Annotated in this window: 26 protein-coding genes; 11 read left to right on the top strand and 15 right to left on the bottom strand. The window is 71.0% G+C overall.

Annotated features, from left to right (window positions below):
* Position 1 precedes the first annotated feature (1 nt).
* The 3 genes from QRY02_RS02325 to QRY02_RS02315 all read right to left on the bottom strand — a co-directional run bounded on the left by QRY02_RS02325 (position 2) and on the right by QRY02_RS02315 (position 1,763).
* Positions 2-523, bottom strand: a complete 522-nt coding sequence (locus QRY02_RS02325) for a hypothetical protein (RefSeq protein ID WP_285989836.1) — start codon at positions 521-523, stop codon at positions 2-4.
* Between the two features lie 42 nt (positions 524-565).
* The gene (locus QRY02_RS02320; RefSeq protein WP_285989835.1) at positions 566-946 is read right to left on the bottom strand and encodes a DoxX family protein; all 381 of its coding nucleotides are present in this window, start codon (positions 944-946) and stop codon (positions 566-568) included.
* 67 nt (positions 947-1,013) lie between these two features.
* Complete coding sequence (locus tag QRY02_RS02315) at positions 1,014-1,763, bottom strand: GntR family transcriptional regulator (RefSeq protein ID WP_285989834.1); 750 nt, start codon at positions 1,761-1,763, stop codon at positions 1,014-1,016.
* An 80-nt stretch (positions 1,764-1,843) separates the two neighbouring features.
* On the opposite strand from QRY02_RS02315, the gene QRY02_RS02310 reads away from it, so the two are divergent.
* Together QRY02_RS02310 and QRY02_RS02305 are read left to right on the top strand one after the other, a co-directional pair.
* Positions 1,844-3,061, top strand: a complete 1,218-nt coding sequence (locus QRY02_RS02310) for an APC family permease (RefSeq protein WP_285989833.1) — start codon at positions 1,844-1,846, stop codon at positions 3,059-3,061.
* Between the two features lie 124 nt (positions 3,062-3,185).
* On the top strand, positions 3,186-3,992 hold the full coding sequence (locus QRY02_RS02305) for a S1 family peptidase (RefSeq protein ID WP_285989832.1): 807 nt from the start codon (positions 3,186-3,188) through the stop codon (positions 3,990-3,992).
* Positions 3,993-4,044: 52 nt separating this feature from the next.
* On the opposite strand, the gene QRY02_RS02300 is transcribed toward QRY02_RS02305, so the two are convergent.
* Both QRY02_RS02300 and QRY02_RS02295 read right to left on the bottom strand, forming a co-directional pair.
* Positions 4,045-5,145 (bottom strand): NAD(P)H-dependent flavin oxidoreductase, encoded by a 1,101-nt coding sequence (locus QRY02_RS02300; protein WP_285989831.1) that lies wholly within the window; start codon positions 5,143-5,145, stop codon positions 4,045-4,047.
* A gap of 13 nt (positions 5,146-5,158) precedes the next feature.
* Positions 5,159-6,778 carry an acyl-CoA synthetase gene (locus tag QRY02_RS02295; protein WP_285989830.1) on the bottom strand — a complete coding sequence of 540 codons (1,620 nt, stop codon included), beginning with the start codon at positions 6,776-6,778 and terminating at the stop codon, positions 5,159-5,161.
* A gap of 62 nt (positions 6,779-6,840) precedes the next feature.
* On the opposite strand from QRY02_RS02295, the gene QRY02_RS02290 reads away from it, so the two are divergent.
* The 5 genes from QRY02_RS02290 (at position 6,841) to QRY02_RS02270 (ending at position 11,567) form a co-directional block, all read left to right on the top strand.
* A complete protein-coding gene (locus tag QRY02_RS02290) occupies positions 6,841-7,629 on the top strand; it encodes a crotonase/enoyl-CoA hydratase family protein (RefSeq protein WP_285989829.1) in 789 nt (262 codons plus the stop codon).
* Positions 7,630-7,707: 78 nt separating this feature from the next.
* The gene (locus QRY02_RS02285) at positions 7,708-8,286 is read left to right on the top strand and encodes a hypothetical protein (RefSeq protein WP_285989828.1); all 579 of its coding nucleotides are present in this window, start codon (positions 7,708-7,710) and stop codon (positions 8,284-8,286) included.
* A gap of 122 nt (positions 8,287-8,408) precedes the next feature.
* Positions 8,409-9,386: a Zn-ribbon domain-containing OB-fold protein gene (locus QRY02_RS02280; protein WP_285989827.1), complete on the top strand. Its 978-nt coding sequence runs from the start codon at positions 8,409-8,411 to the stop codon at positions 9,384-9,386.
* Between the two features lie 7 nt (positions 9,387-9,393).
* Complete coding sequence (locus QRY02_RS02275) at positions 9,394-10,407, top strand: thiolase family protein (protein ID WP_285989826.1); 1,014 nt, start codon at positions 9,394-9,396, stop codon at positions 10,405-10,407.
* The gene (locus tag QRY02_RS02270) at positions 10,404-11,567 is read left to right on the top strand and encodes a thiolase family protein (protein ID WP_285989825.1); all 1,164 of its coding nucleotides are present in this window, start codon (positions 10,404-10,406) and stop codon (positions 11,565-11,567) included. Before QRY02_RS02275 ends, QRY02_RS02270 begins: the two co-directional genes overlap by 4 nt.
* Here the strand turns inward: QRY02_RS02270 and QRY02_RS02265 are convergent, their stop codons facing one another.
* Positions 11,568-12,587: a YhjD/YihY/BrkB family envelope integrity protein gene (locus QRY02_RS02265; protein ID WP_285989824.1), complete on the bottom strand. Its 1,020-nt coding sequence runs from the start codon at positions 12,585-12,587 to the stop codon at positions 11,568-11,570. It lies immediately after the preceding gene.
* A gap of 49 nt (positions 12,588-12,636) precedes the next feature.
* Positions 12,637-13,428 (bottom strand): transglutaminase-like domain-containing protein, encoded by a 792-nt coding sequence (locus tag QRY02_RS02260; RefSeq protein WP_285989823.1) that lies wholly within the window; start codon positions 13,426-13,428, stop codon positions 12,637-12,639.
* Between the two features lie 35 nt (positions 13,429-13,463).
* On the opposite strand from QRY02_RS02260, the gene QRY02_RS02255 reads away from it, so the two are divergent.
* A complete protein-coding gene (locus QRY02_RS02255; protein WP_285989822.1) occupies positions 13,464-14,045 on the top strand; it encodes a dienelactone hydrolase family protein in 582 nt (193 codons plus the stop codon).
* Here QRY02_RS02255 and QRY02_RS02250 read toward each other — a convergent pair.
* Complete coding sequence (locus QRY02_RS02250; protein WP_285989821.1) at positions 14,017-15,243, bottom strand: cytochrome P450; 1,227 nt, start codon at positions 15,241-15,243, stop codon at positions 14,017-14,019. The two genes, QRY02_RS02255 and QRY02_RS02250, sit on opposite strands and share 29 nt — an antisense overlap.
* Before the next feature lie 231 nt (positions 15,244-15,474).
* On the opposite strand from QRY02_RS02250, the gene QRY02_RS02245 reads away from it, so the two are divergent.
* Positions 15,475-16,632 (top strand): steroid 3-ketoacyl-CoA thiolase, encoded by a 1,158-nt coding sequence (locus QRY02_RS02245; protein WP_285989820.1) that lies wholly within the window; start codon positions 15,475-15,477, stop codon positions 16,630-16,632.
* On the opposite strand, the gene QRY02_RS02240 is transcribed toward QRY02_RS02245, so the two are convergent.
* Positions 16,629-17,015, bottom strand: a complete 387-nt coding sequence (locus tag QRY02_RS02240; protein WP_285989819.1) for a RidA family protein — start codon at positions 17,013-17,015, stop codon at positions 16,629-16,631. The two genes, QRY02_RS02245 and QRY02_RS02240, sit on opposite strands and share 4 nt — an antisense overlap.
* Positions 17,016-17,079: 64 nt before the next feature.
* Between QRY02_RS02240 and QRY02_RS02235 the strand changes: the two genes are divergently transcribed.
* Positions 17,080-17,877, top strand: a complete 798-nt coding sequence (locus QRY02_RS02235; RefSeq protein WP_285989818.1) for an alpha/beta fold hydrolase — start codon at positions 17,080-17,082, stop codon at positions 17,875-17,877.
* A gap of 56 nt (positions 17,878-17,933) precedes the next feature.
* On the opposite strand, the gene QRY02_RS02230 is transcribed toward QRY02_RS02235, so the two are convergent.
* The 3 genes from QRY02_RS02230 to QRY02_RS02220 all read right to left on the bottom strand — a co-directional run bounded on the left by QRY02_RS02230 (position 17,934) and on the right by QRY02_RS02220 (position 20,799).
* Positions 17,934-19,136, bottom strand: a complete 1,203-nt coding sequence (locus QRY02_RS02230) for a metal-dependent hydrolase family protein (protein ID WP_285989817.1) — start codon at positions 19,134-19,136, stop codon at positions 17,934-17,936.
* On the bottom strand, positions 19,133-19,459 hold the full coding sequence (locus tag QRY02_RS02225; protein WP_285989816.1) for a hypothetical protein: 327 nt from the start codon (positions 19,457-19,459) through the stop codon (positions 19,133-19,135). The genes QRY02_RS02230 and QRY02_RS02225 overlap by 4 nt, the downstream gene beginning before the upstream one ends.
* A gap of 146 nt (positions 19,460-19,605) precedes the next feature.
* Complete coding sequence (locus tag QRY02_RS02220) at positions 19,606-20,799, bottom strand: M20 metallopeptidase family protein (RefSeq protein WP_285989815.1); 1,194 nt, start codon at positions 20,797-20,799, stop codon at positions 19,606-19,608.
* 68 nt (positions 20,800-20,867) lie between these two features.
* Here QRY02_RS02220 and QRY02_RS02215 point away from each other — a divergent pair, with 68 nt between their 5' ends.
* Complete coding sequence (locus tag QRY02_RS02215) at positions 20,868-21,932, top strand: Lrp/AsnC family transcriptional regulator (protein WP_285989814.1); 1,065 nt, start codon at positions 20,868-20,870, stop codon at positions 21,930-21,932.
* 939 nt (positions 21,933-22,871) lie between these two features.
* On the opposite strand, the gene QRY02_RS02210 is transcribed toward QRY02_RS02215, so the two are convergent.
* The 3 genes from QRY02_RS02210 to QRY02_RS02200 all read right to left on the bottom strand — a co-directional run bounded on the left by QRY02_RS02210 (position 22,872) and on the right by QRY02_RS02200 (position 26,345).
* Positions 22,872-23,798, bottom strand: a complete 927-nt coding sequence (locus tag QRY02_RS02210) for an SCO0930 family lipoprotein (RefSeq protein ID WP_285989813.1) — start codon at positions 23,796-23,798, stop codon at positions 22,872-22,874.
* A 40-nt stretch (positions 23,799-23,838) separates the two neighbouring features.
* Positions 23,839-25,281, bottom strand: coding sequence for a DUF1996 domain-containing protein (locus tag QRY02_RS02205; RefSeq protein ID WP_285989812.1), 1,443 nt, complete (start codon positions 25,279-25,281; stop codon positions 23,839-23,841).
* A gap of 275 nt (positions 25,282-25,556) precedes the next feature.
* Positions 25,557-26,345 (bottom strand): zf-HC2 domain-containing protein, encoded by a 789-nt coding sequence (locus QRY02_RS02200; RefSeq protein ID WP_285989811.1) that lies wholly within the window; start codon positions 26,343-26,345, stop codon positions 25,557-25,559.
* Positions 26,346-26,351: the final 6 nt, after the last annotated feature.

The raw sequence follows: 26,351 nt of genomic DNA, 5'->3' as shown, positions 1-26,351 counted from the left end.
GTCAGCCCTGGCGGAGGACGACCGTGCGCGTCCCGAGCGGCGCCGCGAGGGCGAGGGGGATCTTGATCTCCTTGATGTAGTCCGGGCACATCTGGCCCTTCGGGGCCGACGTCACGGCGACCAGCACGACCACCTGCTGCGCGGTCTGCTCGCCGACGCGCGCCGAGATGCGGCGGCAGCCGCCCTCCTCGGCCTGCAGGATCAGGGTCTGGCCGTCGAGGCTGCGGGTGAGGCTGCGCGGGTAGCCCTCGGGCAGCTGGCGGGCGTCGACCTGGGTCTCGGCGACGACGTCGTCACCCGGCGCGATGCCCTGCGTCGGCCGCCCGACCGTCTGGGACGGCGGCGGGCCGATCGTCGGAGGTCCGAGCGTGGGCGTCGCGGCCCCGGTCGCCGTCGCCGACGTCGAGAGCGACTCGGGCGCCGAGCCGGTACCCGCCGGGGCTCCGGCGCGGGAGTTCGCCGCGCAGGCCGTCGCCGTGAGCAGCAGCAGGCCCGCGCCCAGCAGTTTCACCGTGGTACGCATACCTGCCAGACGGAGCGGAGCCGCGCCGGGTTGCATGGGCGCTCAGAGACGACCCGCGGCGACGAAGACGCACACTGCCAGCAGCACGACGTTGACCCCGACGTTCCGCCACTCGGCCGGCGTGTGCCGCACGATCGCCAGCCTGCCGTGCATCGCCATCGCCCCCACCATCACCACGGCCAGCCCGACGGCGGCCCAGCCGGTCAGGACCGGCGCGATGCCCAGCAGCAACGGCAGGATCAGGCCCACCGCGGCGAGGATTTCGCAGATCGCGGCGAAGCGGACCACAGGCAGCGGGTACGCCGCCGCTCCGGTCTGGCCGGTTTCGAGCATCCGCTGCTGCGACATCGTCGACTTGAGCACGCCCGACACGGCGAAGATCACGGCGAGCAGAATCTGTCCGGTCCAGAGTGCGGCGTTCATTTCGGTCCTCCCAGTTCGTTCGGTTGCGGGAGGAACGAAGGCGCCGCGCGAAACGTGACAGCGGCGGTCAGTCGGCGCGGCCCAGGCGGGTCGTGAAGCTGAGCCGATCCCCGCGGTACAGCGACCGCACCCGCTCGAACGGCACTCCGTCCGAGCCCCACGAGATCCGGTGCGTCAGCAGCATCGGCAGCGCCGGGTTCGTCCCGATCAGCAGTGCCTCGCGCGGGGTGGACAGCACCGTCTCGACCCGTTCCTCCGCCCCGGCGGGCTCCACGCCGAGCTGCTCGCTCAACGGCTGCTCCGGGGTGAACACCTCGAGCAGGTCCGGACACCGCGACGCCAGGAGATATGTCGACTCGAGCCCGACGCGCTCGTCGCCGGCCAGCAGGACCCGCTCGAGGTGGAACACCTCGGCCTCCGACGTCACCTGCAGGTCGGCCGCCAGCGCGCGGCCGGCCGGACGCCGCTCCAGGGTGATCGCGCTGCGGCCCGGCCGGATGGCCGGCCGCCGCCCCGCCGAGGCCAGCGGCTGGACGAGCTTCGGGCCGGCGATGTACGTGCCGCTCCCTTGGCGGCGGCTGAGCCTGCCCTCGAGCACCAGCTCCGCGACCGCCTGCCGTACCGTCGCCCTCGACACTTCGAACCGTTCGCACAATTCCCGTTCCGTGGGCAGCACCGCTCCTTCGCCGAGTTCCGCGATCACCGCCAGCAGTTCGACCTTGACCGCGTAGTAACGCGGGACGCGGCCGTGTTCGGGAATCCCGTCGAGGACGGGACCGTCGGCGGACAGGCGGGAATGGCGCGAAGGGGCAGGCACGGAATCGACCCTATTCGGTTCCGCGTGCGCCGTGGTTCGCTGTGGCACGCAACACGGCCGACAGCTGGAGGATCACCCGGATGCCCCCGCCTTCCCTCACCCGCCGGCTCGGCCTCGCCGACGCCGTTTTCCTCGGCCTGGGCTCGATGATCGGGGCCGGCGTGTTCGCCGCGTTCGGCCCGGCGGCGCGCGCCGCGGGGGCCGGATTGCTCATCGCATTGGTCCTCGCGGCCGTCATCGCTTACTGCAATGCGACGTCGTCGGCGCGGCTCGCCGCGATTCACCCGGAATCCGGGGGCACCTACGTTTACGGCCGGGAAAGGCTCGGTGAATTCTGGGGATACCTCGCCGGCTGGGGATTCGTCACCGGGAAGACCGCCAGCTGCGCCGCGATGACGCTGACCGTCGTCGCCTACGCCGCACCCGGGCTCGGGCAGCCGTGGCGGAGCCTCCTCGCCATCGCGGTGGTCGCCGCGCTCACCGCCGTCAACTACTTCGGCGTGCACCGGTCGGCGCTCGCCACCCGGGTGATCGTGTCGTGCACCCTGCTCGTGCTCACCGTCTCGGGAGTGGCGATGGCCGCCGGGCCGTCCGGCGGCGGCCCGCTCATCGCCTGGCCGGGGGGAGGGGGCGTGCTCGAAGCGGCCGGGCTGCTCTTCTTCGCCTTCGCCGGGTACGCGCGGCTCGCCACCCTCGGCGAGGAGGTCCGCGACCCGGCCCGCACCATCCCCCGTGCCATCCCGCTGGCCCTCGGCATCACCCTCGTGGTCTACGCCGCCCTGGCGGTGCTGCTGCTCGTCCGGCTCGGCCCGGCCGCACTCGCCGCGAGCCCGGACCCGATCGCCGCGGCCGTCCCGGGGTGGCTCGCCCCGGTCGTCCGGGTGGGCGCGGCCGTCGCCGCCCTCGGTTCGCTGCTCGCGCTCATCCTCGGCGTCTCGCGCACGACGCTGGCGATGAGCCGCGACGGCCACCTCCCCCGTTTCCTCGCCGCCGTGCACCCGCGCTACCGGGTGCCGCACCGGGCGGAGCTCGCCGTCGGGCTCGTCGTCGCCGTGCTCGCCGCGACGATCGACCTGCGCGCCGCGATCGGCTTCTCGTCCTTCGCCGTCCTGACGTACTACGCGATCGCGAACGCCGCTGCCCTCACGCTGCGCGGGAAGACGCTGCCGGTCGCCGTGCTCGGGCTGGCCGGGTGCATCGTGCTGGCCTTCAGCCTGCCGCTGCCGTCGGTGCTCGCGGGCTGCGTCGCGTTGGTGCTGGGCGTTTCGGCCTACGGCCTTCGTCGGATCCGCCGGTGAGAAATCACCCAACCGCCCGAAAGATCCGAAGAAAGTCGGTTGTCCCGGTCTTGACCACCTGGTGTAGTCATGGGGCCGCTGACGGCAACGGCTTCCACTGTGGACACTGGAAGGACTGATCCCCTTGGTTCCCAAGCGCTGGTTCACCCTGCTCAGAAACGCCACCACCGCACTGGCCGCGGTCGCCGCGGCCGCGGCGTTCGCCACCCCGGCGATCGCCACCGCCGCCCAGCCGCCGTCCACCGACGTCGTCGGCGGCACCCGGGCCGCCCAGGGCGAATTCCCGTTCATGGTCCGGCTTTCCATGGGCTGCGGCGGGGCGCTGTACACGAACCAGATCGTCCTGACCGCCGCCCACTGCGTGAGCCGGACCGGGGCCAGCACCTCGATCACGGCGACCGTCGGCGTGGTCGACCTCAACAGCACGAGCGCCAAGAAGATCAAGTCGACCTACGTCTACCGGTCCCCCACCTACGGCACCTCGACCGGCGGCGACTGGGCGCTGATCAAGCTCGCCAGCCCGGTCAGCGGCCTCACCACGCTGCCGATCGCGACGACCACCGCGTACAACTCCGGCACGTTCACCGTGGCGGGCTGGGGCGCGGCGACCGAGGGCGGTTCGCAGCAGCGGTACCTGCTCAAGGCGACCGTTCCGTTCGTCGCCGACTCGACCTGCGCCGCGCAGGGCGGCAGCTACCCCGACCTCATCCCCAGCGCCGAGATCTGCGCGGGCAACCTCGCCTCCGGCGGCGTCGACACCTGCCAGGGCGACTCCGGCGGCCCGATGTTCCGCCGGGACAACAACAATGCCTGGATCCAGGTCGGCATCGTCAGCTGGGGCGACGGCTGCGCCCGGGCGCACGCCCCCGGCGTCTACACCGAGGTGAGCACGTTCGCGTCGAAGATCGCCGCGGCGGCTGCCACGCTGTAACCGTTCACGCACGGAAAAGGGGCCCCGCCGCGGCGGGGCCCCTTTCTCTCGTTCAGCGGGTCTTGTCCAAGCGGGACAACGCTTCTTCGTAGCCGCTCACCAGTTCCGCGACGACGTCGGCCACCGGGCGGACCTGGTTCATCCGGCCGACGATCTGCCCGACCGGCATCGACACCACGCTCGGGTCGTTCGCCGCGTGGATCCGGTTGTGGGCCGGGGAGACCAGCAGGTTCTGCAGCGGCATCGGCAGCGGCTCGGGCGCGTCCGGCGCGGCCCACGCCTCGGTCCAGCGGGTCTTCAGCAGCCGGGCCGGCTTGCCCGTGTAGATCCGCGTCCGCACGGTGTCCGACGACGACGCCGCGACGAGCGCCTGCTGCATCGCCACCGATTCGCCCATCGTCTGCAGGTACTCCTCGGTGGCCAGCCACATCGACCCCATCCAGACGCCGGACGCGCCGAGCGCGAGCGCGGCGGCCATCTGGCGGCCGGAACCGATTCCGCCCGCGGCCAGCACCGGCACGTCGACCGCGTCGACGATCTCCGGCACCAGCACCATGGACGCGATCTCGCCGGTGTGCCCGCCGGCTTCGTAGCCCTGCGCCACCACGAAGTCGACGCCGTTTTCGACGTGCCGCACGGCGTGCTCGGCCTTCCCGGCGAGCGCCGCGACCGGGACACCCTTGTCGTGGCACTGGCCGATCACGTCCACCGGCGGCGAGCCGAGCGCGTTGGCGATCAGCTTGATCGGGTGGTTCAGCGCCACCTCGACGTGCGAACGGGCGACCGAGTGCAGCCAGCCGAGCACGCCCGCGCGCTCGTCGGTGTCGTCCGGCAGCGGCGGCACCGACAGCTCTTTCAGGACGCGGTCGACGAACGCGCGGTGCCCGTCCGGGATGAGCTTCGCCAGATCGACCTGGGTGCCCTCGGCGGGCACCTTGGCCGGCATGACGATGTCGACGCCGTACGGTTTCCCGCCGGTGTTCTCGTCCATCCAGGTGAGCACCCGGTCGAGCTCGGCGGCGTCGTTGAACCGCACGCAGCCGAGCACGCCGAGCCCGCCGGCGCGGCTGAGTGCCGCGGCGACGTGCTCCGACGGGGTGAACCCGACGATCGGCAGGTCGATGCCGAGCCGGTCGCACAGGGGTGTCCGCACTGTGTTGTCCTCCTCAGACGGGCTGGGCCGCGGCCGGTTCGTGCTCGGCCGCGTAGCGCTGGGCCCACGGGTAGTCCGGCTTACCGCTGGGCGAGCGCCCGATCTCGCCGGCCAGCCAGACGGTCCGCGGCACCTTGTAGCCGGCGATCTCGCCGCGGACGTGCTCCTCGAGGCCGTCGAGGTCCGGTTCGGCGCCCTCGCGGAGCTGGACGACGGCGGCGACGCGCTGGCCGAGCCGCTCGTCCGGGACGCCGATGACGAGCGCGTCGAAGACGTCGGGGTGGGACTTGAGCGCCCCTTCGACCTCTTCCGGGTAGACCTTTTCGCCGCCGGTGTTGACGCACTGCGAGCCGCGCCCGAGCAGCGTGACGGTGCCGTCCTCCTCGTAGCGGGCGTAGTCGCCCGGGACGACGTACCGGACGCCGTCGACCTCGACGAAGATCTTCTTGCTCTTCTCGGGATCGTTGTAGTAGCCGAGCGGGACGTGCCCGCGGCGGCCGATCAGCCCGGTCGCACCGGGCTTCTTTTCGACGATGTTGCCGTCTTCGTCCAGCAGGACGGCGTCCTGGCCGAAGTTCACCCGCGGGCCGGCGCTGTGGTCGGACCCCTTGGCCACCGCGCCGATGCCGGTGAAGCCGCTCTCCGACGCGCCGATCGCGTCGGTGACCAGCGCGTGGGGCGGCACGAGCTCGACGAACTGCTGTTTCACCGACTGCGAGAACAGCGCGGCGTGGCTCGACACCGCGACGATCGACGAAGCGTCGTAGTTCCCCTCGTGGTAGGCCTCGATGAGCGGCCGGGCCATCGCGTCGCCGACGATCGTGAGGACCTGGACCTTGTGCTTCTGCACGGCCTTCCAGATCTCGTGGGCGTCGAAGCGGGGCACGAACACCACCGGGCTGCCGGTGAACAGCGCGCCGAACGCGGCCCACTGCGCGGCCCCGTGGATCAGCGGCGCGGCGGGCAGCCGGCTCAGGCTCCCGGACTTGCCCTGCTCGGCGAGCGTCCACTCGTCCGGGACGTACTCCCCGGTGACGAAGTTGATCCCGCCGCCGAGCGCGCGCCAGACGTCCTCCTGCCGCCAGAGCACGCCCTTGGGGTAGCCCGTGGTGCCGCCGGTGTAGAGGATGTAGAGGTCGTCGCCCGATCGTTCCCCGAAGTCCCGGTCGGGGGACTCCTGGCTCAGCGCCGTCTCGTAGTCGACGCCGCCGTAGCTTTCGTAGTCGCCGTCACTGCCGTCGTCGATCACGACAACGTGTTTCAGTTTCGGCGCCTCCGGCAGCACCGCGGCGACCTTGTCCGCGTAGCTGCGTTCGTGCACGAGCGCGACGATCTCGGCGTCGTTGAAGAGGTAGACGAGTTCGCCGTGCACGTAGCGGTAGTTGACGTTGACGGCGATCGCGCGCAGCTTGTACGCCGCGATCATCGCCTCCAAGGCCTCGATCGAGTTGCGGGAGTAGACCCCGATGTGGGATCCGCGTCCCACGCCGTGCGCGGCGAGGTGGTGGGCGAGCCGGTTGGCCCGCGCCTCCAGTTCGGCGAAGGTGACTTGCCGGTCGCCGCACACGACCGCGACGCGCTCCGGCACGGCGTCGACGGCGTGCTCCAGAAGATCCGCGATGTTGAGTGCCACGCCCTCAAAGTAGAACATGTTATCGTTCCGGGCAATGGCACTGCTCCTTCAGGAGGTCTTCCGTGGGTGAACCGCACGCGCTGGTGACACAGGAGGGCCAGACCCTCGTCGTCACGATGAACCGGCCCGAAGCGCGCAACGCGATCACCGGCGAGATGATGTCGATCATGGTCGACGCCTGGGACCGCGTCGATTCCGACGACTCCATCCGCAGCTGCATCCTGACCGGCGCGGGCGGCGCGTTCTGCGCGGGCGCGGACCTCAAGTCGATGTCCCGCAACTCGCCGTCGGAGTCGTTCGCCTCGGGCAAGTTCGACCCTTCGCGCATTCCGGGCCTTTTGAAGGGCCGCCGCCTGACGAAGCCGCTGATCGCGGCGGTCGAGGGCCCGGCGATCGCGGGCGGGACCGAGATCCTCCAGGGGACCGACATCCGGGTGGCGGGCGAGTCGGCCCGCTTCGGGGTCTCGGAGGCGCGCTGGGGCCTGTTCCCGATGGGCGGATCGGCGGTGCGGCTGCCGCGCCAGATCCCGTACACGGTGGCCGCGGACATCCTGCTGACCGGCCGCCACCTGACCGCGACGGAGGCGCTGGCCATCGGCTTGATCGGGCACGTGGTCCCGGACGGCGCCGCGCTCTCGAAGGCCCTCGAACTGGCCGGGCTGATCAACACGAACGGGCCGCTGGCGGTGCGGGCGATCCTGCGGACGATCCGCGACACGGAGGGCCTGCACGAGGAAGAGGCGTTCAAGCTGGACTCGCAGTACGGCATCGAGGTGTTCGCGTCGGAGGACGCCAAGGAGGGGCCGCGGGCGTTCTCGGAGAAGCGGAAGCCGGACTTCAAGGGCCACTGACGGCGCCGACGCGTAACAAACCCCGCGCCGAAATCGAGTTCACCAGCAACAGGTCTTCGATCTGCGACAGGAGGCCGAGTGGACTCGCTCGAGGAACAAGGATCCGAAGGACAGACCGACGTCTCGGCGATCACCAGCGAAGCGAAGTTCGCCGCAGAAGTCCTCCTCGCCGAGTACAAAACGCTACGCGACGAGATCCTCAAGAAAATGGACCATCGAACGTCGATGGTGGTCTGCTCCGTCACCGTGAGTTCCGCCGTGCTGGGATTCGGCGTCGAACGGGCGAACGGCCCCCTGCTCCTGGTCTCCCCGCTCGTCTCCCTTCTCCTCGGCACGCTCATCGCCTTCCAGAACGCGCAGATCGGAGAGGCTTCCGAGCACATCCGGAACGAGATCGAAGCTCCTCTTCTCTCGGCCTACGCCGGCTACCACGGCTGGCACCAAGTCAAGCGAGACCCCAAGTACCGCCTCAAGCAGCGGCTGCTTCCCTACCACCTCCCCCTGATCCTGATCGCGGCCGCTCCCGCTGTCGTAGCCATCCCCCTCGCCGTGGCGAACGCGAAACCGCTCATCTTGACCCTTCCCATCCTGTTCGTCGACCTTTGCCTCCTCGCGGTCTACATCACGCAGATCGTCAAGCTGCGAGACTTGCTGTGACCCGCCCGGCAGCCACCACACGGGTCGGCCACCGTCGCAAACCTAGAACACGTTCCTTCGATTGATGATCGCCCTTCGCCCCCGCCTTGCCGCCAGAACGAGAACGTGTTTCACTCAAGGACGTGACCGAGACACCGCTTGCGGCACCGCTGAACGTCGGCTTCGACTACACCCGCTCGACCGGGCCCGTCATCGGCCGGTTCGTCAACGCGCTGCGTGACCGCCGGATCGAAGGCATCCGCGGCAGCGACGGCCGGGTGCACGTCCCGCCGGTCGAGTACGACCCCGTGACCGCCGCGCAGCTCAGCGAGTTCGTCCCCGTGGCCGAAGAGGGCACCGTCGTCTCGTGGTCGTGGTGCCCCGAACCCCTCGACGGGCAGCCGCTGAGCCGTCCCTTCGCCTGGGCGCTCGTCAAGCTCGACGGTGCCGACACCCCGATGCTGCACGCCGTCGACGCGGGCGAGCCCGGCAACATCCACAGTGGACAGCGGGTGCGCGTGCGCTGGGCCGACGAGGTCGTCGGGCACATCCGCGACATCGCCTACTTCCTGCCCGTGGACGCCGAGGACACCACGCCCACCGAACCCGCTCCCCCGGTCGCCGACCGCGAGGAGGGCGCGCCGGTCAGCATCGTCATCACGCCGGTGCACCTCAAGTACATGCACTCCGCCTCCCCCGAGGAGAGCACCTACCTGCGCGGGCTCGCCGAGGGGAAGCTGATCGGCCAGCGCTGTCCCGCCTGCGGCAAGGTCTACATCCCGCCGCGCGGCGCCTGCCCCACCGACGGCGTGCCGACCACCGAAGAGGTCGAGCTGCCCGACACCGGCATCGTCACCACCTTCTGCATCGTCAACGTCCCGTTCCTCGGCCAGCGGATCAAGCCGCCGTACGTCGCCGCCTACATCCTGCTCGACGGCGCCGACATCGCCTTCCTCCACCTCGTCCTCGGCTGCGCCGCCGAAGACGTCAAGATGGGTATGCGGGTGCGCGCCGCGTGGAAGCCGCGCGATCAGTGGTGGACGTCGCTGGAGAACATCAGCCACTTCGAGCCGACCGGCGAGCCGGACGCGGCTTACGAAACCTTCGCCCACCACCTGTGAGGTCCTGATGCCAGACGTCGCGATCGCGGGCTTCGCGAAGGCCCCCAACGTCCGCGAAACCCCGGGCACCACCAACGGCGTGGAGATGCTCGTCCCGATCTTCGCCGAGGTCTTCGCGCAGACCGGCCTGTCCAAACAGGACATCGGCTTCTGGTGTTCCGGTTCGTCGGACTACCTGGCCGGCCGCGCCTTCTCCTTCATCGCCGCCGTCGACGCGATCGGCGCGTTCCCGCCGATCCACGAGTCGCACGTCGAGATGGACGCCGCCTGGGCGCTGTACGAGGCGTGGCTGAAGATCAAGATGGGCGAGGTCGAAACCGCGCTCGTCTACGGCTTCGGCAAGTCCAGCGCGGGGCAGCTGCGCCGGGTGCTCGCCCTGCAGCTCGACCCGTACGTCGTCACGCCGTTGTGGCCGGACTCGGTCTCGATCGCCGGGATCCAGGCCCGCCTGGGCCTGGAGGCCGGGCTCTGGTCCGAAAAGGACCTGGCCGAAGTCGCCGCCCGCGGAACCGGCCAGGACGTCGCGGAACTCCTCGACACGCCGTACTTCGCCGACCCGCTGCGCAAGCACGACATCGCCCCGATCACCGACGGTGCTGCCGTCATCGTCTTGTCCACTGTGGAACGGGCGCGCGAGATCGTCGAACGCCCGGCGGTGATCACCGGTATCGAGCACCGCGTCGACTCCCCCGTGCTCGGCGCCCGCGACCTGACCCGCTCGCCGTCCACCGAGGCGGCGGCCGAGGCCCTGGACCTCGACGGCGTCGACCTCGCGGAGCTGCACGCACCCTTCACGCACCAAGAGCTCATCCTGCGCACCGCGCTCGGGCTCGGCGACGGCGTGAAGATCAACCCCTCCGGCGGGGCGCTGGCCGCGAACCCGATGTTCTCCGCCGGGCTCGCCCGGATCGGCGAAGCGGCGAGCCGGATCCACAGCGGCGAATCCCGCAAGGCCGTGGCGCACGCGACGAGCGGCCCGGCCCTGCAACAAAACCTGGTGACCGTGCTGGAGGCCCGATGACCAAGCAGCTCACCGCCGTGCTCGGCACCGGCCAGACGCACCACCGCGCCAAGCGGCAGGACGTCTCGATGCCGGGCCTGCTGCGCGAGGCGATCGACCGCGCGATGACCGACGCCCAGGTGGAGTGGGCCGACATCGACGCCGTCGTGCTCGGCAAGGCCCCGGACCTGTTCGAGGGCGTGATGATGCCCGAGCTGTTCCTCGCCGACTCGCTCGGCGCGACCGGGAAGCCGCTGCTGCGCGTGCACACCGCCGGGTCGGTGGGCGGCTCGACGGCACTGGTGGCGGCGTCGCTCATCCAGTCGGGCGTGCACCGGCGCGTGCTCACCGTGGCCTACGAAAAGCAGTCCGAGTCGAACGCGATGTGGGGGCTGTCGATCCTGCCGCCGTTCCAGATGCCGGTCGGGGCCGGCGCGGGCGGCTACTTCGCGCCGCACGTGCGTTCCTACATCCGCCGCTCGGGCGCACCCGAGCACGTCGGCGCGATCGTCGCGGCGAAGGACCGGCGCAACGGCGCGCTCAATCCGTACGCGCACCTGCAGCAGCCGGACATCACCGTCGAGTCGGTGCGGGCGTCGCAGATGCTGTGGGACCCGATCCGCTACGACGAGACGTGCCCGTCGTCCGACGGCGCGTGCGCGATGGTGCTCGGCGACGAGGCCGCCGGGGACGCGGTCGAAGGCGGCGCGGCGTGGATCCACGCGACGGCGATGCGCACCGAGCCGACCACGTTCGCCGGCCGCGACCAGGTGAACCCCCGGGCCGGGCGTGAGGCCGCGGCCGCGCTGTGGGCCGAGGCGGGCATCACCGACCCGATGTCCGAAGTGGACGTCGCCGAGATCTACGTGCCGTTCTCGTGGTTCGAGCCGATGTGGCTGGAGAACCTCGGCTTCGCCCCCGAAGGCGAAGGCTGGAAGGTCACCGAGAAGGGCGAGACGGCGATCGGCGGCCGGCTGCCGTGCAACCCCTCCGGCGGGGTGCTCTCGTCCAACCCGATCGGCGCGTCCGGCATGCTGCGGTTCTCGGAGGCCGCGAAGCAGGTCATGGGCCGGGCCGGGGACTACCAGGTGGACGGCGCGCGCCGCGCGCTCGGGCACGCCTACGGCGGCGGGTCGCAGTACTTCTCGATGTGGCTGGTGGGCTCGGAGAAGCCCCGCTGATCACCGGCGGGAGCGGCGCCAGCGGAGCGCGAGCAGGGTGCCGAGGACGCCGGTGACCACGCCGACCGTAGCGGGCACCGCGATCGGCGGGTCCACCACGACCACCGGATTCAGCACCACCGGCGCCGGCGGCTGGACCGGCTTCGGAGGTGCGTCGGAGCCGGTCGCGGTCCACGCCGTGACGTAGACGAGCAGGCGCGCGACCAGTGAGATGAAGAAGATGAGGCCGATGATCGAGCCGAACGCGATCCCGGTCGGCGAGTCGCCGATCAGCCGGAGGTAGAACCCGCCGAGCAGCTTCAGCGCCTCGAACCCGACGGCGAGGGCGATCGCGCCGCGGATCGCGCTGCGCACGCCGACCTTCTGCCGGGGCAGCCGGGTGAGCACCCAGAGGAAGACCAGCCAGTCGGCGGCCAGCGACAGCGGCACCGAGGAGGCCGACACGAGCTGGTGCCCCCAGCTGGTGTCGTCGAGGCCGGCCAGCCGGAGGAGGTAGCCGCCGAGCGCGGTGCCGGAGATGGTGAGCGTGAACGACACCAGCAGGGCCGCGGTCAGGCCGAGCAGAGCGAGCAGGTCGCCCAGGATCAGCCGCAGCAGCGACTGGTCCGACCGGTTCTGCCCCCACAGCGCCGTCAGCGAGTCCCGCAGCGCGTTCATCCAGTTCCAGCCGGAGTAGAGGCCGATGGCCAGGCCGACCACGCCGACGCTGGTCCGCTGCTCGACGAAGCCGGTGAGCAGTTCCGTGGCTTTGTCGCCGAGCCCGCCGGGCAGCGTGCTGACGATCGCGTGCACCAGCGTGTCGAGCAGGTTCGGCTGGGTGGCCAGCACGAACCCGGCGACCGACGAGGCGACCATCAGCAGCGGCACCAGCGACAGCAGGCTGAAGTAGGTGATCGAGGCGACGTAGTGGTAACCGCCGGACTCGATGTAGCGGTTGGTCGCGCGGGCGAGGTGGTCCAGCCACCGGTACCGGGCGCGCGCCCGGGCCCAGCGGCTGGGCGCCTTGGGGGAACTGTTCACGAAGACTGTCTACCCAGCCGAGGCCGTCTTTGCGCAGGCAACACGCGGGTCAGCCGAGAACGACCAGGCCGGATCCGTCGTCGACGGGCAGCGCGGAGTCCGTCGTCGCGAAGATGGTGCTGCCCAGGAAGTCGAGTTCGCCGCCGAGCGTGGCGAGGAAGGCGGTGTCGGCGGCGTCGCGGCCGGTGGAGATCCGGAGCATGGTCTGGCGCGGCGCGAGCCGGGTGGCGTCGAAGACGTACCAGTGACCGTCGACCGCGGCTTCGAAGACGGCGTGGAAGTCCATCGGCGCGAGCCCGGGCGCGTAGACGCCGACGTAGCGCGCGGGGATGTCGAGGAACCGGCACAGGGTGATGCAGACGTGCGCGAAGTCGCGGCAGACGCCTTCGCCGGCGAGCAGGGTGTCGATCGCGTCGTCGGCGGGCCGGCTCGAACCGACCACATAGGACAGTCGCTCGTGGACGTGCCGGACGACGGCTTCGACCTGTTTCCCGCGGTTCTCGAGGTTGCGCAGCTCCGGCGGCACGAGCCCGGCGACGCGATCGGACGGGCAGTACCGGCTCGGCCGGGTGAACACGATGACGTCGGCGAGCGTCACGGGCTCGGGTTCGGGGTCGGTGAACACGCGCTCGGCGTGGTAGCTGACGCGGTGCTCGCCGGCGGGCAGGTCGAACACCTCGGCCCGGGTGCCGTGCGCGAACTCGACGGGCCGGCCGGGCCCGTGCCAGGACACGCGGAGTTCGTCGGTGTCGGCGTGCGCCGCGGAGACCGAGATCGCCGCGGGCCCGGGTTCGGTGACGCGGATGGCGAACTCGACGTCCACGGTCGCTCGCGATGGCATCGTCCCATCATGGCAGCCCCTGGCAGAATCGCCGGGTGAGCGACATCGTGATGTTCCACTCGGTGCTGGGATTACGGCCCGTCGAGCTCGGTTTCGCCGACCGGCTGCGGGCGGCCGGGCACCACGTCACCACCCCGGACCTCTACGCCGGCCGCACGGCGGCGACCCTCGACGAGGGCTTCGCGCTGAAGGACGCCGTCGGCTGGGAGACCATCACCCGGCGAGCCCGCGACGGCGTGCAGGATCTGCCCGCCGAGACCGTGCTCGTGGGCGTGTCGATGGGGGCGGGTGTCGTCGAGACCGTGCTGCCGCACCGGCCCGGCACCGCCGGCGTCGTGCTCCTGCATGCGATGGGGGCGCTGCCGGCCGGGCACCGCGCGGGCCTGCCGGCGCAGGTCCACGTCGCCGATCCCGACCCGATCGCGCCCCCGGCGCAGGTCGCGGCCTGGCGCGAAGCCGCGGCGCGGTCGGGCGCCGAGGCCCGGGTGTACACCTACCCGGGCCTCGGCCACTTCTACACCGACGCGGACGGCCCCGACCACGACGTGGCCGGGGCCGAACTCACCTGGGAGCGGGTCGCCGCGTTCCTCAGCCGTAGTTCACCGGGTAGTGCTTGATGCCGTTCAGCCAGCTCGACCGCAGCCGCACCGGGGGTGCCGCCTCGGTGATGTTCGGCATCACGTCGGCGATCGCGTTGAAGATCAGGTCGATCTGCAGCCGGGCCAGGTTCGCGCCGATGCAGTAGTGCGATCCGGTGCCGCCGAAGCCCACGTGCGGGTTGTCCTCGCGGAGCACGTCGAACTTCTCCGGGTCCTGGAACACCTCGTGGTCGAAGTTGGCGGAGCTGTAGAACATGCCGACGCGGTCGCCCTTGCGGATGTGCGCGCCGCCGAGCTCGGTGTCCCGGGTGGCGGTGCGCTGGAAGGCGATCACCGGAGTGGCCCAGCGGACGATCTCGTCGGGGGCGGTCTTCGGCCGCTGGTCCTTGAAGATCTCCCACTGGTCCGGGTGGTCCAGGAGGGCCTTCATGCCGTGGGTGATGGAGTTGCGCGTGGTCTCGTTGCCCGCGACGGCAAGCAGGATCACGAAGAAGCCGAACTCGTCGGAGCCGAGCTCTTCACCGTCGACGTCGGCCTGGATCAGCTTCGTGACGATGTCGTCCATCGGGCACCTGCGGCGGTCCTCGGCCATGTTCCAGGCGTAGCCGATGAGCTGGGTGGACGCCTCCAGGGGCTCGACCTCGTACTCGGGGTCGTCGTAGGCGACCATCTGGTTGGACCAGTCGAAGATCTTCAGCCGGTCCTCCTGCGGAATGCCGATCAGCTCGGCGATCGCCTGCAGCGGCAGCTCGCACGCGACGTCGGTGACGAAGTCGCCCGACCCCTTCTTCTTCGCCTCGGAGACGATCCGTTCGGCGCGGTCCCGCAGCGTGTCCTCGAGCTTCGAGATGGACCGCGGGGTGAAGCCCTTGGACACGATCCGCCGCAGCTTGGTGTGCTGCGGGGCGTCCATGTTGAGCAACACCAGGCGGTTCGCTTCGAGGTTGTCCTCGGTCATGTTCTCGTCGAAGCGGATGATGGCGGTCTTCTCCCGCGACGAGTAGAGCGTGCTGTCGCGCGAGACCTCCTTGACGTCCGCGTGCCGCGAGACGACCCAATAGCCGTCGTCGCGGAAGCCCGCGGTGTTGTGCTTCTGGGGGTTCCACCACACCGGGGCGGTTCGCCGGAGTTCGGCGAACTCGGCGACGGGAAGTCGCTGTGCCAAGAGATCGGGATCGGTGAAGTCGAACCCGGCGGGGATGAGCGGAGCGGCCACGTTGCCTCCCACGGTTCGGCTTGGAACACGTTCTAGGTTGGATTGAAGCATACGGCGTTAACCAACGGAAGACCGTAAGTGAAACCCGTTTACTTAACCGATGATGCCAGGTGAGCGTGCGCTCACCATATGAAGATCAAGAGAGGCTCGAGCCTGCGCAGACTTGCACGAAACGATAACTTGTTCTAATTTTTGGGGTAGTGAACAGTGTTTCCCGACGAAAGGGACGACATGGGCGTGCCGGTCATCGTCGAAGCCGTGCGGACCCCGATCGGCAAGCGGAACGGGCTGCTCGCCGGCCTGCACGCGGCCGAGCTGCTGGGTGCCGCGCAGCTCGCCCTGCTGGACCGCGCCGGGATCGACCCGGCCCTCGTCGAACAGCTCATCGGCGGCTGCGTCACGCAGGCCGGTGAGCAGTCGAACAACGTCACGCGCACGGCGTGGCTGCACGCCGGCCTGCCCGAGACGGCGGGCGCGACGACGATCGACGCCCAGTGCGGCTCGGCGCAGCAGGCCACCCACCTCGTCGCCGGCCTGATCGCGGCGGGTGCCATCGAGGCCGGCGTCGCGTGCGGGGTCGAGGCGATGAGCCGGGTCCCGCTGGGCGCGAACCGGGCCGGCGCTTCACCGCGGCCGTCGTCGTGGTCGATCGACCTGCCCAACCAGTACGGCGCGGCGGAGCGGATCGCGGTCCGCCGCGGCCTGACCCGGGAGGACGTCGACGCGTTCGGCGCGGCGTCCCAGCAGAAGGCGGCGGCTGCCTGGGAGGCAGGCCACTTCGACCGCGAGGTGGTGCCGGTGAAGGCCCCGGTCCTGTCCGATTCGGGTGATCCGACGGGGGAAACGCGCTTGGTCGCGCGCGACCAGGGCCTGCGTGAAACGACGGCCGAAGGCCTCGCCCGGCTCAAGCCGGTGGTGGAGGACGGCATCCACACGGCGGGCACGTCTTCCCAGATCTCCGACGGCGCGGCGGCCCTGCTCCTGCTGGACGCCGACCGGGCCGCGGCGCTGGGGCTGCGTCCCCGGGCGCGGATCGTGGCGCAGGCACTGGTCGGCGCCGAGCCGTACTACCACCTGGACGGCCCGATCCGCGCGACGGAACGGGTGCTGTCCCGGGCCGGGATGACCGTGGGTGACGTGGACCTGTTCGAGGTCAACGAGGCGTTCGCCTCGGTCGCGTTGTCCTGGCAGCAGGTGGTTTCGCCGGACCCGTCCCGGGTGAACGTCAACGGCGGCGCGATCGCCCTCGGCCACCCGGTGGGCAGCACGGGAGCCCGCCTGCTGACGACGGCGTTGCACGAGCTGGAGCGCCGGGACGCCTCGACGGCCCTGGTGACGATGTGCGCGGGCGGCGCGCTGGCCACCGCGTCGATCATCGAACGGCTCTAGCCCGGCAGGTGGGCGTCCACCTCGATCTCGATCTTCATGCGCGGGTCCGCCAGGCGGCACTCCAGCATCGTCGCGGCCGGGCGGACGTCCGCGAACGCCTTGCGCAGCACCGGCCAGCACGGCTCGAAGTCCTCGCGCGAAGGCAGCAGGTAGCGGACGCGGACCACGTCCGCGAACGTGCAGCCCGCCTCGGCCAGCGCCGCTTCGATGTTGCGCAGGCACTGGGCCGCCTGCTCGGCGACGTCGTCGGAGATCGTCATCGCCCGGTAGTCGAAACCGGTGGTGCCCGAGACGTACACGCGGTCGCCGTGGACCACCGCCCGGGCGTAGCCGATCTGCTCTTCGAAGGTCGACCCGCTGAGGATCGCTCGCCGTTGTGCCATGCCGCGCACGTTAGGGATCGACCACCACGCCGTCCAGTGAATAGCCTGTGCTTCACTTCGGGGCATGATCTCGGAAAGCCGTTGCCCGGTGGAGGACGGTGAGCTCCTCGTCCGCCGTGGCGGCGAGGGCCCGGCACTGCTGCTGATCGCGGGCGGCACCGGATCGGGCGACGCCTACCGCGCGCTGGCGAAGCAGCTGTACGCGGACTACACCGTGATCACCTACGATCGCCGCGGCCACTTCGGCAGCACGGACACGACGACGGGCCCGGTCCCGGTTTCCCTGCAGGCGGACGACGCACTGGCCGTCCTCGACCACGCGGCCGACGGCCCGGCCCGGGTGTTCGGCTCCAGCGCGGGCGCCCTGATCGGCCTCGACCTCGTCGCCCGGCACCCGGACCGCGTGACGACGCTGGTCGCGCACGAACCCCCGGCGGTGCACCTGATGCCGGACGCGGGCGGCTGGCTCGAAGCGGCGGCCGAACAGGTCCGGCTGGCCCGTTCGGGTGAGCTGATGGCCGCGGTGACGCGCTTCGCGGACGCGATCGCGGGCGCGGCCCTGCCGAACCTGCCGAACCTCCGCCTCCCCCACGAAGCCGAGTGGATCCGGCTGTTCGACCGTGAGCTGACGGAGTTCTTCGACTACCTGCCGGACCTGCGGGCGCTGCGCAAGGCGAGCACGGAGATCGTCCCGGTGGCGGGCGAGGGCAGCCGGGGCCGCTACCACTACCAGCCGGCGAAGATCCTGGCGCTGGAACTGGGATTGCCGTTCACCGAGCTGCCGGGGTCGCACCTGGCACCGCAGCGGAACCCGGCGAAGTTCGCCGCGGCACTGCGGGAGCTGCTGAGCCCGGAGCTCTGACGGACGACACGCGTACCCAGCCGGACGACACGCGTACCCAGCCGGACCACACGGCGTCAGACCACGCGGATGCCGTCCTTCCAGACCTCCCGGATGTTCGACGCCAGCGCCGGGAAGTCGTACGGATCCCCGGCCACCACCACGACGTCCGCCCGCAGGCCCGGCTCCAGGCGGCCCAGTTCGCCGTCCAGGCCCATCAACCGGGCCGCCGATGAGGTCGTGGCCTCCAGGACGTCCCCCGGTTTCATGCCGCACGCCGCCATCAGGGCCAGTTCCTCGAGGTTCGTCCCGTGCGGCCCCACTCCGCTGTCCGTGCCCATCGCGATCCGGACGCCCGCCGCGTACGCGCGGCGGACCGAGTCCCGGTGGGCCTCCACCACTTCACGGGCCTTCGCCACCACCGCCGCCGGGAGGTCGACACCCGCGTCGGCCGCGCGGACCACGTTGACCGGGGCGATCAGCGTCGGCACCAGCCAGGTTCCGCGGCCGAGCATCAGCTCGATCGCTTCGTCGTCGAGGTAGATCCCGTGCTCGATCGAACGCGCGCCCGCGCGGACCGCGTTCTTGATGCCCGCCGCGCCCTGGGCGTGCGCCATCACCGGGCGGCCCTGCATCGCCGCCTCCGTCACCAGGACGTCCAGCTCCTCCGGGGTGAACTGCGCGTGCCGCGGGTCGTCGCGCGGGGACAGCACGCCGCCGGTCGTGCAGACCTTGAGCACGTCCGCGCCCGCGCGCAGCAGTGTCCTGGCCACCCGGCGCATCTCGTCGGGACCGTCGACCGTGGTCTCCGGCCGGCCCGGGTGCGGGACCAGCAGCGGGACGCACAGCCCCGAGGGGTTCCACGCGTCGCCGTGGCCGCCGGTCGGGCTGATCAAGCCGATCGAGATCTGCAGCCGCGGGCCGGGGATCAGCCCGTCGTCCACCGCCTGCTTGATGCCGAGGTCCGCGCCCGCCGCGTCGCGGACCGTCGTGATCCCCAGCCCGAGGGTCGCCCAGAGGTTCCGCGCGGCTTCGTAGAACTGGTAGGAGAACGGCTTCTGCACCCGGGACAGCAGCCCGATGTCCGAGATCGTCACGTGCACGTGGCAGTCGAACAGCCCCGGCAGCAGCACCGTGCCGGTGCAGTCGACGCCTTCGTCGCCGTCCAGGCCGGTTCCGACGTCGATGATCCGGCCGTGCTCGACGACGACGTCGGCCGGTGCCGGGTCCGCGCCGGTGCCGTCGAACACCGAGCCGCCGGTGAACACCGTGCGCGTCACGCCGCCTCCACGAGAGAAGTCCGTCGCGGCGCCACCACCGCGGCCGAGCCGACGGTGACCGTGCCGGCGAGATGAGTGTCCACAAAGGTCAGCCAGAGGACCACGAGCTCGCCGGCGACCAGCCCGGTCGGCACCGGGACGGGCGCCGGCCGGACCGACCCCGAACAGGTGAGCAACAGCAGGTTGGCCAGCGGATCCGGCCGGAAGATCCCGAGCACGAAGGCCAGCGTACTCGCGACCACAACCGTGCCGTGGTCGATCCGGAACCGCCGGCGGCCGCTGCGCACCCAGGCGGGGAGAGCGTCCTTCGACAGCGACAGCAATACGCCGTTCGGGTCACTCCCCTTCGGGACACGGACCAGACGTGGTCGTTCCCTCCACTGTGGACGACCAGTTTCTCCGGGTGCAGCTGTTCGATCCCAGGGCGAGCACGGGCATCGGCGGGGTCAGTGGTAGCTGCGCACGGACGTCACCCGGCCAGGAGCGCGAGGCGGCGGACAGCGAGCTCGGCCAGCAGCGCGGCGCCGTCGCCGAGCACGCTGTCGTCGAAGCGCGCCCGCGGTGAGTGGTTGTCCGGGGCGCTCGCCGGGTCCGCCGGGCACGCGCCGAGGAAGAGATAGGCCCCGGGAACCCGTTCCAGGACACGGGAGAAGTCCTCCGAACCGGTGATCGGATCGGCCATCTCGGTGAAGCGCTCCTCGCCGAAGACGTCGCGGATCGTGGCGGCCACGAAGTCGTAGGCGTCGGCGTCGTTGACCGTCGCGGGGTACTCGGGTTCGTAGGTGACTTCGATGTCGAGGCCGTGGGCTTGCGCGATGCCGCGGCAGACCTGCTCCGCGCGCTCGCCGACCCGGGCCGCGACTTCCGGCGAGAACGACCGCAGCGTCGCCTCGAACACCGCGTCGTCCGGGATGATGTTGCGCCGGGTGCCGGCGTGGAACGAGCCGACGGTGATCACGACCGGGTCGAAGACGTCGAAGGTGCGCGTGACCATCGTCTGCAGGGCGGTCACCATCTCGCAGGCCGCGGGGATGGGGTCGCGGGCGTCGTGCGGGGACGAGCCGTGGCCGCCGTCGCCCTTCACCCGGACCTCGAGGGCGCCCGAGGCCGCCATCAGCGTGCCCGGCCGGGCGGTGAACTGGCCCTTCGCGTAGCTGGCGGCCGAAACGTGCAGGCCGTAGGCGGCGTCGACGTGCTTGCCGGACGCCCTCAGCACGCCTTCGTCGATCATGTGGCCGGCGCCGTCCCAGCCCTCTTCGCCGGGCTGGAACATGAAGACGACGTCACCGGGGAGGTCTTGCCGGCGAGCGGCGAGCAGGCGGGCCGCGCCGACCAGTCCGGCCGTGTGGAGGTCGTGGCCGCAGGCGTGCATGGCGCCGTCGAGGGTCGAGCTGAACTCCTCGCCGCTGGCCTCGGTGACCGGGAGCGCGTCCATGTCGCCGCGCAGGAGGACGGTGCCGCCGGGTTGGCCGCCGCGCAGGACCGCGGTGATCGACGACAGGTTCTTGCCGAGGGTGATTTCCAGGGGCAGGCCGTCCAGGGCGGCGAGGACCCGGTCCTGGGTGCGCGGCAGGTGGAGGCCGATCTCGGGGATGCGGTGCAGGTCGCGGCGGAGGACGACCAGTTCGTCGAGGAGGGCGGCGGCATCGGAGCGCAGGGTCATCTGCCGATCATGCGAGTGTCGAGCACAATGGCCGGGGAAAATCGCCGAAACCACCGTTTCGAGGGCAGATGAGCGAAGAATCCGCCATGTTGGCCGAGCAGGACCTCAAACTGGCCGACGCCCTCCAGGCGGCGCCGCGGGCGTCGTGGTCGACGCTCGGGGACGCGCTCGGCCTGGGCGCGGTGACCGTGTCCCGCCGCTGGGACGCGCTCGTGGAGCGCGGGGAAGCGTGGCTCACCGCTTACGCCGGCGGCGAGCTGATCGAGCGGCTGGCCGCGGCCTTCGTGTCGATCGACTGCGAGCCCGGGGCGGTTTTCCCGGTGGCCGCCGTGCTGGCCGCGGACGTCCACGTGGCCACGGTCGAGCACGTGGCCGGGCCGGGCGATCTGCTCGCCCACGTCGTCGCGCCGTCCCTGAGGGAGCTGGGCGCGCACGTGGCGAGCCGGGTGGCGGCGATCCCCGGCGTGGCGCGGGTGCGGACGACGCTGTCCCCGCGGATCTTCACCGAAGGCAGCCGGTGGCGGGTGCGGGCGATCTCACCGGGTCAGCGTGAGGCGTTGTCGGCGAAACCGGCTCGCCAGCGCACACCGCTGCGGTTCGACGCGGCGGACCGCGCGCTGATCCTGGCGCTGGGCGCGGACGCCCGTGCCTCGGCGGCGGCGCTGGCGGACTCGCTCGGTGTCGGGGCGACGACGGTGCGCCGCCGGCTGGACGGGCTGCTCGGCCGTGGCGCGATCCGCATCCGCTGCGAGATCGCGCGGCCGGCGTCACCGGCGCCGGTCACGGTGACGCTGTGGCTGCGGGTCCCGCCCGACAAGCTGGAGACGACGGCCCGGTCGCTGGCGATGGTGCCGGAGGTCCGCATGTGCGCGGCGCTGACCGGGGCGGCGAACCTGATGCTGGTGCTGTGGTTGCCTTCGTCGCACGACGTGCTGTCCGTGGAGGCGCAACTGGCGGCGAAGCTGCCGTGGCTGGAGATCACCGGCCGGGCGGTCACGCTGCGGAGCGTCAAGCTGATGGGCCGGTTGCTCGACTTCGAGGGCCGGGGAACGGGCCGGGTGCCGCTGGACTTCTGGGCCGCGGTCCCCGTGCCGGAGCACGGGGACCGCAGCGTTCACCGGTCCGGGGGATGAGGGGGGTGAGGTGGAGGGAAGCACCCCCCGGGACCGGAGTTCGTGGGAGCCGCGAAGCCGGGCCGGCCCGGTGACCGAGGGGCGGCCACCGGCCGGGGCTTCGCGGCGGGTTTCGCGTGGTTCGGGACGGAAGTCGTGTGCTCGGCCACGGAAGTCGCGTGATGGGGGACGGAACTCGCGTGATCGGAGGCGGAGCTCGCGTGATCGGGGACGGAACTCACGTGATCGGAGGCAGACCTCATGGGCCGGGCGGGGTGGTTCGCGTGATTGGAGGGGCATCTCGCGTGATGGAGGGCGGAACTCACGTGATCGGGAGCCGATCTCGCGTGATCGGGGACGGATCTCGTGGGCTGGGAGGGGTGGTTCGCGTGATTGGAGGGGCATCTCACGTGATTGAGAAGCCATCTCGCGTGATTGGAGGGACATCTCGCGTGATTGGGCGGGCATCTCGCGTGCCTGGAGGGGCGGAGTGCGTGCCCCGGGGGGTGGGTTCGCGTATCTGGGGGAAGGGGAAGGGTTCCGGCGCGGTGGATGGGGGGGTGAGGTGGAGGGAAGCGTCCACCGGGCCGGAACTCGCGGGCGGGAGCGACTCCCGCCTTCTCCTCCTTCGCTGATCCGGCGGGGCCGGATCGGTGGGGTGAAGAATCCCGGCCCGGTGGACTGGGGGGGGTGAGGTGGAGGGAAGCGTCCACCGGACCGGGGCTCGGGGTGCGGAACGCGAGTTCCGCGATTTCCTGCGGTGAAACAACCGGCCCGGTGGACTGGGGGGGGTGAGGTGGAGGGGAAGCGTCCACCGGGCCGGGGATCGGGTGCGGGACGAGGTCCCGCGGGTTGGTGCGGGAGGAGGTCCCGCAGTTTTCGGGGTGGTGCAACCGGCCCGGCGGACGGGGGGGGTGAGGTGGAGGGAAGTGTCCGCCGGGCCGGGGATCGTGGGGCGGGTCAGTACCCGCCGGAGGAGGTTGCCACTGCCTGCTGGACCGCCGGCCGGCGAGCCGGGTCCGCCTTGCAGCCGTTGGGTTCCAATGCGTACCAGGTGCCGCCCGCGCCGTGGCCGGTTGCCGTTCCCGGCTCGTCGTCCGACGCGTACCGGTACACCGGCCAGCCGCCGACCGTCACCTGGCTCGTGCCGTCCGGCCGGCGGATGCGGCCGACCAGTCCGGCGTCGATGCCGTCGGCGACGGTGGTGCGGCCGTCGGCCTCCAGCGGTGGCCACTTCCGCGCGCAGGCCGCGTCGCAAGCGGACTTTCCGGAGTCCTTGCCGTCCTTGGTGAAGAGGTAGAGCGTGCGGCCGTCGGTGTCCGTGAGGACCGGCCCGAGGCCGTCGATCTCCGTCGTGCCGAGGGTCGGCGGCTCGGTGCCCGCCTTCTCCCCCGTCGGTGCGATCGCCGCCCAGTCCGCGCCGGCCGCCCGGCCGAGCGCGATGCCCGGCCCGGTGTCCTTCGCGTACCGGTAGACCGGCCAGCCGCCGACCGTCACCTGCTTGCGGCCGTCGGGCCGGGTGACCAGGCCGACCAGCGCGCTGTCCACCCCGGCGGCGACCACCGGGACGTCGGAAACCAGCGGCGGCCACGTCATCGCGCACGGACCGGCGCAGGTGGCATTCGACGGCTTGGCCGTGTCCTTCGCGTAGCGGTAGAGCGTGTGCCCTTCCGCGTCGGCCAGTACCGTGCCCAGTCCGTCCACAGTGGAGGAAATCAGCTGGGCCGCGGAGCCGGCCGGGACCGCGCTCGCCGGCTGCTGCTGCGCCCCGAGCACCACCGGCTGGACGGCACCGGAGGTGGCGTACGGGTTGGTCCCGCAGGCCGCGACCAGCGCGAGTCCGGCAACGGTGATCGGTGCGGCGACAGCCGGGCGAGCACGGTTCATCGGAAGTTCTCCTTCCCGCGATACAGGTTGGCCGGGCGCGTTATTCCGCGCAGGCCTTGCCGGAGTTGATGCAGTTGACCAGGCGGCCCATGATCTGCTTGCTCATCACGTTCGCGAAGTCGTCGTGGTCGGACTTCGGGTTGTGCGCTTCCTGGGCGAACGCGTCCACTTTGTACTGCTTGTTCTGCTGGACGTCCTGCGGGACGTCGTACACCAGGGTGACCTGCAGCTGGGGCACGTTCTTGAACCCCTGCGGGCACTTGCCCTGCTGGTCGGCGAACACGATGTGACTGCGGTGGTCCGCGCTGTCGGTGTTCTTGCCGTCCCAGCAGTTCGGGAAGGCGTGGATCCGCTCGACCTTGCTGCCCTGCGGGCAGATCGGGTACTTGTCGGTCAGCCGGTCCTCGAACCCGGTGCAGGTCCAGCTGGGCCGGGCGTTCTTCGGGCCGTTGGTGCTCTGCTTGGCGTCACCGTAGAGGATCTTCAGGCCGAGCGGCATCGCGACGACGTTCTGCGCGCCACCGCCGATGAACTTCAGCGTCGCGGACTCCGGCTCGATGATCTCGCCGTCGTTGTCGCCGACCTCTTCGTTCGCGCCCTGCGGACCGCCGAGCTCTTCCTGCGCGGCCTGGTCCTTGTTCTGGTCCTGGTTCTTGCCCTGCTGGTTCTGCTGGTTCTTGTTCTGGTCCTGCTGCTGGTTCTTGTTCTGCTGGTTCTGCTGTTGGTTCTGGTTCTGCTGCTGGTTCTTGTTCTGGTCGTTCTGGTTCTGGTCCTGCTGCTGGTTGTTCTGCTGCTGTTCGCGCTGACGGCGCTGCTGCTGCTGACCGTCGTTCTGGTCACCCTGCTGCTGGGTGCCCAGCCCGGTCCGGCCGCCGCCCTGACCGCGGCGCTCACGCTGGTTCTGGTCCTGCGCGTCCTTCGCGTCCTGCGCGGTCTTGTCCTGCTGGACGTCGCCGGTCTTGCCCTGCTGCTCCTGCTTGGCCTTCTGGTTCTTGCTCTGGTCGGCCGCCTCGTCTTCGCGGTCGACGCGGATCACGGGCCAGAAGTACGCCGACTGGTCACCGTTCTTGCAGGTGGTGTCGCCGGCGAGCAGGCTCTTGAGGCTCGAATCGGCGTCGGTCGTCACGTTGCCGACGTAGTCGTGCAGGTGCTGGGCGCCGTTCTTGATCCCGGGCTGCGCGATGAAGTTGTCCGGGTTGTGGTGCGAGCCGTCCGCGTTCGTTCCACAGTCGACGGTGAAGGAACCCTGGGCGCCCTTCTGCTTCAAGGCCGCGTTCACGTTGCTGCCGGCGGGAACCTTGTTGATGTCGATGAAGAACGACGGGTCCGCGGGGTCCGCGCTGGCTTCGCCCGTGCGCCCCGCGGAGACCGCCACGGCGAGTCCGCCGACGGCGATCGCCAGGCCGATCGCGCCCATCGCGATCTTGGTTCGGCGGGCAACGCGGTGCTTGCCCGTCACGGGGGACCGAGAATTCCGGGCCATAGACTAGTTCACCTCGTTCGTTATTCCGGGCGCGCGCCGATGAGCGCGGCAGCCCGGGCAAGAACTACCGTTGATTGAGCTTTGAGATCGCACGGAACCCGTTGGGGATGCTTGCGGTTCCGGCTGTCGGGATGCATCGGGGGATGCATTGGGGGATACGGACCTGAGCGGCCCGAGGTTCAAAAGCGACCGGCCCGTTATCTGTTCGTTATCTACGAGAACGCAACCGGACCGCATTCACCCAGGTCACAGCGGTTCACCGAAAAGAAAGAGATTCAGCGCTGGACGACGACGAGGACGGTGCCGTCTTCGCCGCGCACCTCGAACCGGTTGATCTGGTCCATCGCCAGGGAGACCGAGCCCTGCAGCCGCAACGGCTCGGGCGAGCCGGGGATGCCGAACCCCTTGGGCGGCACCGACCAGCTGGAGACGACGCGCTCGGCACCGGTCGCCGGGACGGCGACCAGCTGGCACTTCACCGGTCCGACGATCCCGCGCAGCTCGAGCTCGACGCGGCTGCCCCACTCCACCGGCGAAACGGTGACCAGGGCGCTGACGGCGGACCCGCCGCTGCCGCGGCCGTAGGTCTGGCCGCCGCCGGGCTGGCCCTGGGCGCCCGCGGCCGGCGGGGTGGACGTCGCCGGGACGCTGGTGGCCGGCGGCGGCTGCTTGTTGCTCGGAGCGGCCAGCGAAGCGGGTGGGACGGCGTCGGCCGGCCGGACCGCGAGGGTCACCAGCGGGCCGGCGATCACGGCCGCCGCGGCCGCGGCCCCGGCGAGGATGCCGATCCGGCGACGGCGGCGGCGCTTGACGGCGGCCTCTTCCATGAGGCCGCGCAGCACCCGGGGACCCGGCGAGAGGGTGCGCGGGCTGGGCGCGGGCATCGGGGGCTCCGGCCAGCTGCGCTTGACCAGGTCGAGGACGTCCGGCAGCTGGTAGAGCTCGATCAGGTCGAGCTGGCAGTGCGGGCAGTTCATCAGGTGGGCTTCGAACTGGGTGTTCTCGGCTTCGCTGAGGACGCCGAGCACGTAGGCGGCGACGTCGGTGTGTGCGGATCCGGCCACGCTCAG

Origin of the sequence: Amycolatopsis sp. DG1A-15b, from assembly GCF_030285645.1 — a bacterium.
Lineage (GTDB): Bacteria > Actinomycetota > Actinomycetes > Mycobacteriales > Pseudonocardiaceae > Amycolatopsis.
Note: the sequence above shows the minus strand (reverse complement) of the source record. Positions and strands in the feature narration are given on the sequence as shown.